Annotated in this window: 5 protein-coding genes; 3 read left to right on the top strand and 2 right to left on the bottom strand. The window is 44.4% G+C overall.

Translation table 11 applies throughout. The features are described 5' to 3' along the window. Positions 1 to 11 precede the first annotated feature (11 nt). Positions 12 to 3,632 carry a PAS domain S-box protein gene (locus DTQ70_RS07355; protein WP_122930210.1) on the bottom strand — a complete coding sequence of 1,207 codons (3,621 nt, stop codon included), beginning with the start codon at positions 3,630 to 3,632 and terminating at the stop codon, positions 12 to 14. Positions 3,633 to 3,652: 20 nt separating this feature from the next. Continuing rightward, a complete protein-coding gene (locus DTQ70_RS07350) occupies positions 3,653 to 6,445 on the bottom strand; it encodes a triple tyrosine motif-containing protein (protein WP_164489912.1) in 2,793 nt (930 codons plus the stop codon). Between the two features lie 208 nt (positions 6,446 to 6,653). Here DTQ70_RS07350 and DTQ70_RS07345 point away from each other — a divergent pair, with 208 nt between their 5' ends. The 3 genes from DTQ70_RS07345 (at position 6,654) to DTQ70_RS07335 (ending at position 12,152) form a co-directional block, all read left to right on the top strand. Next, positions 6,654 to 9,659: a TonB-dependent receptor gene (locus DTQ70_RS07345; RefSeq protein ID WP_206019650.1), complete on the top strand. Its 3,006-nt coding sequence runs from the start codon at positions 6,654 to 6,656 to the stop codon at positions 9,657 to 9,659. A 28-nt stretch (positions 9,660 to 9,687) separates the two neighbouring features. Then, the gene (locus DTQ70_RS07340; RefSeq protein WP_122930208.1) at positions 9,688 to 11,217 is read left to right on the top strand and encodes a RagB/SusD family nutrient uptake outer membrane protein; all 1,530 of its coding nucleotides are present in this window, start codon (positions 9,688 to 9,690) and stop codon (positions 11,215 to 11,217) included. Between the two features lie 83 nt (positions 11,218 to 11,300). Next, on the top strand, positions 11,301 to 12,152 hold the full coding sequence (locus DTQ70_RS07335) for a LamG domain-containing protein (RefSeq protein WP_122930207.1): 852 nt from the start codon (positions 11,301 to 11,303) through the stop codon (positions 12,150 to 12,152). Positions 12,153 to 12,217 lie beyond the last annotated feature (65 nt).

Here is a 12,217-nt window from a genome sequence, read left to right as displayed (position 1 = left end):
GTATCTAAATGCTAACTTTGAGCAAATTCTTCTAAAATCTGTTGATATTCTTTTAAAAACACGTTAAACTCTCGTTCGAGATTGGCCAAATCCACGGCCAATGTACTGGTATCGTTTGTTTTAAGTTTGCCTTCTCCTATTCTAGCAATTTCTGCCACCCGCGACACCCCGATCGTACCAGCACTTCCTTTGAGCGTGTGCATGTTGCTTTTGACAACTGGTATATCGTTTTCAGCAAAAGCCGCCACCGCTTCGTTTACCAATTCCGTGGACTCAATGACAAAGTCTTCAAAAATAGAACTAATTAGCTCCATTCCTCCCAAATCACGCAATTGTGCCACAATGTCTAAATCAATAATTGGAAGCTTTATTTCTTGGGCTATTTCCTTTTGCTTCTGACTAAGGGCAATCGTATCTTTTAGGGATTTCCCTGCGTCAATAATCTCTTTCACTTTTTGAATAAGTACCTGAGCACGAATAGGTTTTGGCACATAATCGTCCATTCCTTGGCTCAAAAAACGCTCCCGATCTTCTTTCATTGAATAGGCCGTCATGGCCACTACTGTGGGTAAGGTTTTACCAAACTGATTTCTCAAATTTTGGGTGGTTTCGATGCCATCCATGTCTGGCATTTGGATGTCCATAAAAATGACATCATAATGCTGTTTTTCGGGTGAAAATGTTGCGGCAACGAGTTCAATTGCCTTTTTACCACTATCTGCCGTATCAACAATGCAACCTGCTTTCTTCAAAATTTCACTGGCCACCTTTCGGTTCACAAAATTGTCATCAACCAGCAAAATAGTGGGGCGGTACTCGTTAAAATAATTCTCAAGTTTAATTTCTTCCGACGACGATTTTTGTTGCTGAATCGGGCTGATAACCGTTTCTTTGGTCTCAAACGTAAACCAAAACATACTTCCATGGCCAAGCTCAGACTCCACCCCAATTTCGCCCTTCATCAAACGAGTTAACTCCTTGGAAATCACCAAACCCAGCCCAGTCCCTCCAAAGGTTTTGCGTGACGAGTTATCAACTTGTGTAAAGGCATTGAACAACAATTTGAGGTTTTCGGGCGTGATTCCAATGCCAGAATCCCGCACTTCGACCTTGATTTTGTGGAACTTACCTTTTGACCAAACCAGCGATACCTCCACTTTTACCTCCCCATTTTCGGTGAATTTGAGGGCGTTGGAAGTCAAGTTTGACAAAATTTGAAGCAGGCGCGTTTGGTCGGCAATGATGTATTGAGGCAGCCCTTCGTCAAACTTACAAACAAGGGTATTGTTCTTATTTTTAGCAACTTGGGAGAAAAGCGCCGTTAATTTCTCAAAAATTTCTTCCAGCGAAACAGGGGCTTCGTTGAGCGCCATTTTTCCTGCTTCAATTTTTGAAAGATCCAAAATATCGTTCAAAATATTCAATAAAGTTTCCGACGAACGTCGCATCGTTTGGACGTAGTCTTTCTGCTCCACGTCCAGTTGTGTTCCGTTCAACAAATCCAACATCCCAATCACGCCGTTCATCGGCGTACGAATCTCGTGACTCATGTTGGCCAAGAACCTTTCTTTGACCTTCAACGACCGTTCGGCTTCTTCTTTGGCCTTGACCAATTCGGCTTGGTTGCGTTTAAGTTCGGTAATATCCCGTGCCAAAGCAGCAAAAATTGGCGCACCGTCCTCGTCATTTAACAAAAGCATGTTAAACATAAACTGGCGCGCGGTACCGTCTTTTATTCGCAATTCGGCCTCAAAATTTCGTAAGCTTTTATCCCGCGACAAGCGAACCAAGGCTTTATGAACATCCTTTTTGTTTACAAAATAGTCCGCAACTTTGGTATTAAGCGCTTCTTCAATGGTATATCCAGTGCGTTTAAGCACCGACGGACTAATCATGGTAATTCTTCCCGAACGGTCGGCCCGCACGTAAATATCTTGCAGGTTGACGAAGATACCCCTAAATTTCTCCTCGCTTTGCTGCATCGAAAGCTCGGCAAGTTTTCTAGGGGTAATGTCGCGTGCAATACCCGATACTTCTTCAATGGCGCTGCCGTTGGTACGGATGGGACTCAAACTAAACTCAAGCCACATGTCCATGTCTCCGTTTCTGGATTCAATTTTCATTTCAAAACCTTGAGGCGTCCCTCTAAATGCCTGACGATAACGCTCTTCCATCAAACGACGGTTATCAATCGTCATCAACTGCCATCCCAACCGTTCGGTTGTGGTATTAATCGCGGGCGTTGTCCTAAGGTGTTGCTGCAAAAACGCCACGTAGTTTTTATTGAATGAGGTCAATTGCAAGGCTTTGTTGACCGACCAAATTAAGTACGAACTACTGTCAAAGATGGCGTTCAATCGGGCCGTTTGGCGGTTGAGTTCGGCTTCGTTTTGCTTCCGCGCGATGGCTAAGGCAACTTGCCCCGAAATAAATTCCAACATTTCGAGGTTACGATGACGGTATTGGTTGGAGTTTGTGTACGATTTTACCCCAATGATGCCCGTCACCCGATCTCCAATGCGGAGCGGGACGCACAACAGCACTTTTGGTATTTTTCCGTACATGTAAAGCCCCTGCTTTTCAGCCAGTTCTTCAATGTCTTTTTCGTATAAAAACAGTGATTTATTGGCGCGAATGGCATATTCAGTTAGGCCATTACCGATTTTTCGTTTTGTAAAACGTACATTGCCTTTGAAGTATTCATCGACATAGTACGGAAAGTACATATAGCTCTTTGTGGGGTCGTAGAGCGCAATAAAAAAATTTTTGGCATCAATTACCTTCCCCAATTCCTCGTGCACACGTTCATAAAACTCATCGAGGTCTTGCGTTTTAATCATCCAATTGGCGATGCTGTAATACAAACTCTGGGAGCGTTCGGCCCGTACTCGGCTGGTAGCATCGTGAAGAATACAACGAAAAGCAGTCGGTTTTCCATTTTCATATCGACAAGTTACGCTGCCCGTTAAGTATATTTTCTTGTGTTGTTTATCCCAAAAAACAGTCTCAAAATCAGGCACTTGCTCACCTTCTTGGATGCGTTTCAAGAGTTGAAGCGTTGCATCGGCAGCTTCAGGCCACAAAATATCTTTCAATTGAAGCGTGGTCAAATCCTCCAAATCGTAGCCAAGTCGTTCGCGCCACACCCGGTTGACAAACAAAAACTTCCCTTCTAACGACACCAACTGAATCAAATCACTGGTATTATCCACTAAGTCCTGCAACTGGGCATTCGATTTATCGAGGGCATTGGCGACGCGAAGCTTGTTTGTCACATCCTCCCCAATCAAAGTAAAATCAACAAGACCTCCCTCATCTTTATTCAAAATCAAGGAGTTAAGCTGAATCGTTCGCAGATTTTTGTTTTTTGAGACTAGCGGTATTTCTCGAAATTCTGCCACCCGTCCCCGTTCAATGGATTCATTGATAAACGTTTGGATTGCGTTACGGTGTTCGGCGGTAAGCAAATCTTCAAAAAAATTGAAGCGTTGCAACTCCTCCACGCTCCAGCCCAGCATACGGGTGGTGTAGGCATTGGCAAAACGAATACTGCCCGTTGGCAAAACCGTCAGTCCAAACAAATTAAGTTGGTCAACAAAGGAGCTAGGTTCGATTTTCAAGGTGATTTCCACAAAAAATATAATTAAAGGCCCTAAAAACTCATCATAAATTCGGCAAGGTTCTCGTCTTGCCCCAGGTTCATTTTTTTCCGCAGTCGATAGCGTTTAAGCTCAACACTTCGATAGGTGATATTCAACAACTGAGAAATTTCTTTTGATGAAAGATTCATGCGCAAATAGGCCGCAAGTTTCAAATCACCTTTGGACAAATCTGGATAGTGTTCCATCAATTTTTTAAAAAACTGTTCGTGTACTTGGTTGAAATTTTGTTCAAAAACCTGCCAATCTTTTCCAGTTGAAATGTGGGTCTCAATCCATTTGGAAAGTTGCTGAAAATCATTGGGTTTAGAATGAATTTGCATCTCACTTACCTTGGCCTGAATTTCTTGAAAAAGCTCATTTTTCTTAATCAATTCCATGGTAGAATTGGCCAATTCCTCCGACTTTCTCACCAAATCTTGCTCCAATTGTTCATTCCTTATTCTAATAATTTCTTGCCGATTTTTCTCCTCTTGCTCTTTCAATTCAAGGGCTTTTTGCTGCTGCAAACGTTCATTTTCAGCCGCCAATCGTCTTTTGTGCCATTGGTACAAGAAAAAACAAATCAAGCAGAAAAATAGACAATAAACCAATTTACTCCACAAATTCCAGTACCAAGGTGGCAAAATACTAAAATTCAGGGTTGCTTCTTGCAAGCCTGTGTTCGTTTTGAGGTGCAGTGTATAACTCCCTGGCATCAAATTATTAAATTCTTTCACCGAATTTTCGGAAAAATCTGACCAGTCATTCGACGCATTTTCTAGCCAATAACTGTATTTGACACTAGAGGCAAAATCGGTGGAGCTAAACTTAAACCTAAGATTGTTCTGGTTGTATTTCAGCGCTATTTCGCCCGAGCGGCCATTTTTGGAGTAATACTGCGTTAGTTCTGGAAACTGTTCTACTTCCAAACCTCGAATCAACGGGCTGACATTGTTTTGGGTCAACAAGTCGGTGGAAGCTAAAAAAGCGAATCCGTTTTCTCGCCCAAAAATTCTCGCAACCGAATCATACGAGACAATGGTCTCATAATCATCCACCAAAAAATTGTTTTGCAGCGGCACCACTTGCCATTGGTTGGGTTCTTTCAATAAGTGCAGCCCCCCCGAAACCGTCAATTCCCACCAACTTTTATCCGAAAAGGCAAAGAGTTTTTGTGCTTTACTTTCCTCAAAACGAGCTGATGGTATAAATTTTGATTGCTTTTGGTCAAACTCTCGCACACCTTTCTCTGTCGTAACGTAGATTTTGTCCTGTTTCATTAAGTTGATTGCCCTCAGCCCCAAGTTTATTACCTTTTTTGCTGTTTTGTAATCACTTGCAGGTTGAAGTAACACCAAACCCGCATTCTTAGTGTTAAGTATCAATCGTCCGTCGGGCAGTTCCTCCCATTGCGCCGTCGGATTTGAAAAACCCTCCATCGTATGTTTGAACACCCACTTTCCCTGCGCATCTTTTTCATAAACACATAGCTTGGTGTAAGTACTTTGAATCAGCATCGACGGTTTATGAAGCGCACGTCTTAGTTGCCACCCTCCCGTAATGTCAGACAACTGAACGGCCTTATCTCCCTCAATCCGATACGTTCCGTTGTTGTGTCCGCACAAAAGCTGATCGTCAAACACTTCCAAATCCCACGCTTGTCCCTGTAGCCCCCGAATGAGCTGAAACTCGACTTTGGAAGTGAGTGATTTGGCAAAAACCCCGTGATTTGTGGCCAAATAAAGCGTGTTCTGAAACGTCATGATGTCATACACGGTACCGATTTTACCTTCTAGGTCTTCAAAATATTTAAAGGGCGAACTCAACGCAAGCATCGAAATACCATTGTCTAACCCAACCCACACATTGCCCTTTTCGTCCTCAAAAAGCGAAAGAACCGTGTTGTTCTGAAGGCCATTTTTTTGGTTAATCTTGTACAAAATCTCCCCGCGCTGGTTGGTCAGAACCAAGCCTTGTCGGATGGTTCCAAATACATAATTGCCGTTACGAAGTCGAATAGCTGCATTTAACTGGTTGGTTCGGATAAAATCATGCAATTCTTGGTTAAACACCGAAAATTGTTTGCCATCAAAACGATACAGGCCCTTGTTTGTCCCAATCAGCAGTTCGTTAGGAATAGTAGTAGTAGCGACGGTATAAATCGCTTCTTTTCCCAAAAACTCACTGGCCGCTATTTTTTGAAAGCGCTCCCCTTTTAATTCAAATAAGCCTTTGTCGATGACTTCAAGGTAGAAAGCCTTACCTGCCTGAAACGTAAACAAGATATTGCCAGGAGTTGTGAGTTTCTTTACTTTTCCCCCTTGGTACAAGTACATAAAAGCAAAAGATTGGAAAAGAATGCCCGCAGGGGTTTTTAAGATGTGCCAAATTTCTTCGTTTTGAAACGCTTGGTCACGTACCAATTTCTTCAAGGAATGATACTGCAAAACACCTTTTGCGTTTTCTTTCCAATAACCAAATTCGCCGAGGGCTCCTGTATAAATTAGCCCGTCCGAATCTGCCCAAACCGAGCGTACAATTTGCTTATTTGGCAGCTCATATACCCGCCATCGCGCACCGTCAAATTCCAAAAGTCCCTTTGAGTTGGCAAAGTACATAAACTGTGTCACGGGGCTTTGGGTAATCTTCCAGTTTTGTCTATCGGCCTTATAAGTCAGGTGGCTATGGTTATACAGCGCAGGCAAACAGAGCGATTCTAGCGTTTGGGCAAGTGCTGTTTCAGTCAAAAAAAAGCATCCCCAAAGCCCAAGCCAGCACATACTACACAAAAACCTTTTACTCATAAAAAAGAGGGTGATTCTCATCAAAAAATTGACAATGATGTGGCAAAATACGCATTTATTTGAAAATTTCTAAGATATGATGTGGTATTGATGTATCCCATAATTAGGATTCGATTTACAAAGAGCCTTACCTTTGCCTTCGTATTACACCATTATATCTTATTTTATTACAATAAATGATTTTTCTAGCCTATACTAAACTATGATAATGACATTACAACAGCTGACGATGAAAACACTTACGAATACGCTTTTTTTGCTGTTCGTAGGATTTGTAACATTGGCCCAAAACAAACTTACGGGTAAGGTTTCCGACGAAAAAACCAAAGAAGGAATCCCAGGCGTATCGATAGCCATCAAAGGAACCAACCAAGGCGCAACCACCGACATGAACGGTCAATTTTCGTTGGCCGTTGCCCCTTCTGCCACGTTGGTAATTTCGAGCGTAGGATACGAAACCAAGGAAGTTGCTTATACTGGACAAGCAACACTCAACATCAGCCTATCGGAAGCCGCCAACGAGCTTGCGCAAGTGGTCGTGGTTGGTTATGGCACCCAACGCAAAGTCGATATTACGGGAGCTACCTCGAGTATCAAAGGTGAAGACCTCGCCAAGCAGCCTGTGATGACACCTACCCAAGCCATTCAAGGAAAAGTAGCGGGGGTTCAAATCATCAGTAGTGGCCGCCCAGGCAGCTCTCCCAACATCCGCATCCGTGGAACGGGAACGGCTTTGGCAGGAACCGCTACGCTTTTTGTCGTTGATGGGGTTTTGACCGACGATATAAGTAACATAAATACAGCCGACATCACCAATGTCGATATTTTGAAAGATGCCTCTTCCACCGCTATTTACGGCTCACGTGGTGCCAACGGGGTGGTCATTATTACCACTAAAAAAGGCGCATCGGGTAAATTATCGGTCAATTATAACAATCAAATTGGGGCTCGTCAAGCAGCAAACTTGGTCAAAATGGCCAATGCAAACGAATATGCCAACTATTTGAGCGCCGCCAGCGGGCGGCCAATTCAGGCAGGAAATGTCTCAACCGACTGGTATGGGCAAATTTTGCGAACGGCCCTGATGCAAAATCATAACCTGTCGATTTCGGGTGGTTCCGAAAAAGCAACCCATTATTTGAGCTTGGGGTATTTGACCGACGAGGGGATTGTGATTAACAACATTTTTAAGCGTTTTACTGCCCGCCTCAACAACGACTTTACACTTCATCCCAAACTAAAAATCGGTTTAATGACCTCGTACGCCAACAGTCGAGATCAGAATGTCAACTTAGGAGCGGCTTATAATAATGCTTATCGGGCTGCTCCTATTATTCCTGCCGTTGAAAATGGTTTGTATGGCAATACCTCGCTCTATCAAAACGTAGGAAATGCCGTTTTAGACATCAAAAACAACGATGATTTAACCCTCAACAACCGTTTGCAAGGTGCGGGATATGTCGAGTTTAAACCCCTTACTTTTCTGACATTTCGCAGCAGCATAGGAGGCGATTTGATTTTCGCTAACCAGCGTGTTTACAACTATCAATTCAACAACGACGGCACGACCTTTATTCAACCTGGTGGAAATCAACGAAATCCGAACAGCAACCTAACTAGCCGCCAAACCACCCTATTCCGTTGGGTTTGGGACAATACGGTGTCGTTTAATAAACAATGGAACGACCACACCTTTGGGCTAATGGTTGGTACTACAGCCGAAGCCTATTCAATGAGTACCTTCAGTGCGCAGAGAAGAGACGTCCCTGCGGCTTCCAACCTTTGGTATATCAACACGGGAAATGCAAACACCTCCACCAACTCAGGCGATGGTGATAAATGGTCGCGCAACTCTTACATTAGCCGTGCTAATTACAATTTTAAAGACAAATACCTATTAACAGCCACCTTACGTGCCGATGGCAGTTCTCGTTTTCCCATTCAAAACCGTTGGGGATATTTCCCCTCGGTGGGCCTTGGCTGGGTTCTTTCAGAAGAATCATTTATGAAAGGTCAACACTTGTTTGAAACCCTCAAACTTCGAGCAAGCTGGGGGCGTGTAGGCAACGATCGCATTGATTCGGATGGCTATCTTGTGACCGTTGAGCCGAACCTTGCCTACGCTTTTGGCGGGGGAACAGCCACGTTAGGCTCGGCCATTACCCAAATCAAAGACCCAAATTTGAAGTGGGAAACCACCGAAGAAATGGATTTAGGCGTAGAATTTAGCGCTATGAATGGGCGTTTGCAGGGAGAATTTGGTTTTTATGATAAAAAATCTCGCAACCTACTCATCAACGTCAAAGTTCCGTCGGTTACGGGCGATAAAGACGGCGTCGTTTTGACCAATGCTGCTTCGATTCGCAACACAGGTTTAGAAGCAATGCTCAACTGGAGAGACAAAATCAGTTCTACCATTTCGTACCGCATCGGTGCCAATGCCACTTTCAACAAAAATAGTGTGATTGGCCTCAACGGCGGGCAACCAATTATTGACGGAGGTATTGGAGCCGCCCAACAATACACGACCAGAACCGACAACGGTCAACCCGTTGGAAGTTTTTACGTGCTTCAAGTACTAGGTGTTTTCCAAACTGATGATGAAATAGCTGCCTATAAAAACTCTAAAGGGCAAGTGATTCAGCCAGGTGCTTCGGCAGGTGACTTTAAGTACCAAGATACCAACGACGACGGACGAATCGACGACGCTGACCGCGTGTTTGCGGGATCGTATCAACCCAAGGTATTTTTTGGAATCAACCTTGGCTTCACCTACAAAAATTTTGATTTCAGCGCCGATGCCATTGGAAACCTTGGGAATGTGGTTTACAACGGTAAAAAAGCCTTCCGCCAAGCATTACTCGACAACGTTGAGCGTTCAATGGCTTACGGCCGCTGGACCCGTGGTAGTGGCATTCAAACCGAGCCTGCCGCCAATGCGGGCAACCTTCCTGCATCCACTTACTTTATTGAGTCAGGAAATTTTATTCGTCTCAACAACGTTACGCTGAGTTATTCGCTCCCAGCTGCGACCCTTCAAAAAGCCCACATCGGCACGGCAAGGGTGTTTATTACTGCCCAAAATATCTTCACTTTAAAAAAATACTCTGGTTTTACCCCCGAACTCCCAGGAGATCCCACCCGATCGGGGATTGAGCTAAATGCCTATCCAACCACAAAAACGTTGGCAGTAGGTATCAATGTAAGTTTCTAAATCAGTGGTATTCCAAACAAGAAAAGACATGAAAAAGCATAACATTTCGGTAGGTATATTGAGTTTGCTATTGAGCCTTACAGCTTGCAACAGCAGCTTCTTAGATGTTCCATTACAAGGTAAACCTACGGCTGATACAGATCCAAATTTTGCCCAAAACCTCGTCGTTGGGGTATATAACAGCCTGATGTTAGGAGAAGCATTTGGCGCCGAAGGCGATGTACACGGAATCGCTTTTGTTTCGGCGACCAATATCCTCTCTGACGACGCCGACAAAGGCAGCACTGCCAGCGACCAAGCTGGAACTGTAGGCGTTTTGGATGAATTTACCCACACCCCAACCAATTTGTTTGTTCAGGCGCTCTGGAGTGGTTATTACAACGGAATCGCCAAAGTGAACCAATCGCTCGTTGCCATCAGTAATTCTACCCTCGACGAGGCCACCAAAGCCCGTTTAAGCGCCGAAGTGCGCTTTATTAGAGGCTATTATTATTTTAACCTCGTGCGTTGGTTCGGAGGAGTACCCAAAATTCTTCGGGTGCCTAAAGACGCCGCCGACGCAAACAATGATCCCGTTTTCCAAACCCGAGCATCTGCGGAAGAGATTTATCAAGTGATTATCGACGATTTGCAAAATGGTGTCAACATCCTTCCTCTTCGCAGTCAGACCCAAGCTGGACGTATCTCAAAAGGAACAGCGCAAGCCCTTTTGGCAAAAGTCTATATGTACCGAAAAGAGTGGCAAAAGGCGTATGATTTATCCAAAGAAGTAATCAATTCGGGACAATATGACTTACTGGCGGACTATTCGACCATCTGGCGACAAGTGGGAGACAACAGCAGAGAAGCTATTTTGGAAGTTCAAACGGGTCAATTCAATAATTCAGATTTTGGAATCAGCAACTATTCAATGTTTCAAGGGCCACGGGTAGGTGGAAAAGGCGGCTGGACTGACTTAGGTTGGGGCTTTTGTAACCCCACCACGACTTTGGCAAATTCGTACGAAGCAGGTGATTTGAGAAAAAATGCAACCATCATTTTTATTGACAACAGCGGGACGTACAAAGGCACCGTTTTATTTGATGGCTTCCGTGTCCCAAGTGCCGACTCCGTTGAAAACCTCAGATACAACTACAAAGCGTACCACAGCGAAAACAAAAACGTAGAAAGCTGGCTGGGGAACCGCGACCGCAAGCAAAAAAATGTTCACTTGCTGCGTTTTGCCGAGGTTTTACTTATCCACGCCGAAGCAGCCAACGAACTAGGCAAAAGCGGCGAAGCACTTACTCCGCTGAATCGAGTTCGCCAAAGAGCAGGGCTAAAAGCTGCTACCTCTACCGCACAAACGGCACTCCGCGAAGCCATTTGGCAAGAACGCCACGTAGAATTGGCCATGGAACACGACCGTTTTTTTGACCTAGTTCGCCAAGGCCGTGCGGCTGAAACTTTGCAAAAAACGGGCAAAAAGTTCGTCAAAGGCACGCATGAGTTATTGCCAATTCCTGCACTTCAAATCGCACTAAGTGGCGGGAAATTAATCCAAAACAGCGGTTACTAAGCACCCAAAAACGCATCAAGCATCTTACTTTCAATCTTTTATAATCATTGTTTCAACTTTTTTTTAACACATCTAAAAATCACATGAAAACTAGCAAAATCCTTTTAGGAGCATTGGCAAGTGCCATCATCACAGGAAGTATGTTGACATCTTGCAGCAAAGAAGAAGCTTTACCTCCCATCGGTGGTTACAACAGCGCCGACGAAGTAGCAAGCTCAAACTTAGTAGCGTATTGGGGCCTTAATGGCGACCCTAAAGAGGCCAAATCAGGAAGCGCTCCGACCAAGTCTCAAAACGTGTCTTATTCGACAGGTATCAAAGGGCAAGCGGCTAACTTTGCCGCGGGATATTTGGCATACGACGCCATCGCTTCATTAAACAGCCTTCCCAATGCGACCATCAGCCTTTGGGCTAACGTGAAAAACAACGGTACAAATCCATCGGTATTTTTTACACTTACCCGCCCCAACGAATGGGCAGGTAACGTCAACTTGATGGCCGAAACAGGTTGGAGAAAAGCAGCTTCTGATACTTTGGTATTGAAAGGACTGGTCGTTACTAAAGTAAATGGTAATGACTCTTGGCAAGACTCGCGCAACGAACCTACCAAAGGAGGTGTTCAGGCCGCAAAATTTGGCGGTACATGGACGCACATAGTTATGACATGGGATGGCGCAACCTCTAACTTCAAAATTTACGCAAACGGTGTTAAGGTTTCAAACCCAGAGTGGGAATTGAGAGGGACAACAGGGACGCTTAACTTCACCACCCCAACCAAGCCAATCATTGGCGCATGGGGCACCAACATCTCAGGAACACCTGACGCTTGGCAAGTACCTTTGACAGGAATGATTGACGAAATTCGGGTTTGGAACAAAGCCCTTTCAGAAGGTGACATTAGCTCACTTTATCAGCTTGAGACTGCTGGTCGCTAGTTCTTAGCTTTTACTTTTTTACCCTACTTTTTACGATACAAGAGCACCATCTCCTCCGAGGGGTG

The organism is Runella sp. SP2 (assembly GCF_003711225.1).
Taxonomy (GTDB): domain Bacteria; phylum Bacteroidota; class Bacteroidia; order Cytophagales; family Spirosomataceae; genus Runella.
Note: the sequence above shows the minus strand (reverse complement) of the source record. Positions and strands in the feature narration are given on the sequence as shown.